General features: G+C 67.1%; 1 protein-coding gene. It reads left to right on the top strand.

The genetic code is table 11. The features are described 5' to 3' along the window. Window positions 1-102 precede the first annotated feature (102 nt). A complete protein-coding gene (locus tag ACFXPK_RS32950) occupies window positions 103-312 on the top strand; it encodes an MbtH family protein (protein WP_385006759.1) in 210 nt (69 codons plus the stop codon). Window positions 313-340: the final 28 nt, after the last annotated feature.

Raw genomic sequence — 340 nt, 5'->3', positions numbered from 1 at the left:
TAACGGTGGATCCCACCGAGGAGCATGACGCCGTGAGGCACCAGGATGGCTGCGCGGCGGTGGAGCGGCCACCGCGCCGAGCGCAGAGAAGGGGCGGTGTGCCTGGTGAACCCTTTCGACGATCCGGATGCCGTGTTCCAGGTCCTCGTCAACGACGAAGGACAGCAATCCCTGTGGCCCGCGTTCGCGGAGGTTCCCGACGGCTGGAGCATCGCGCATGACAAGGACAGCCGCGAGGCCTGCATGGCGTACATCGAGAAGAACTGGACCGACCTGCGGCCCAGGAGCCTGATCGAGGCCATGGAAGGCTGACTCGCCCCGCGGAACGCCCACGTGAGCC

The organism is Streptomyces sp. NPDC059142, assembly GCF_042755665.1.
Classification (GTDB): domain Bacteria; phylum Actinomycetota; class Actinomycetes; order Streptomycetales; family Streptomycetaceae; genus Streptomyces.
The sequence above is the reverse complement of the archived record's forward strand: the minus strand, read 5'-3'. Positions and strand labels throughout refer to the sequence as shown.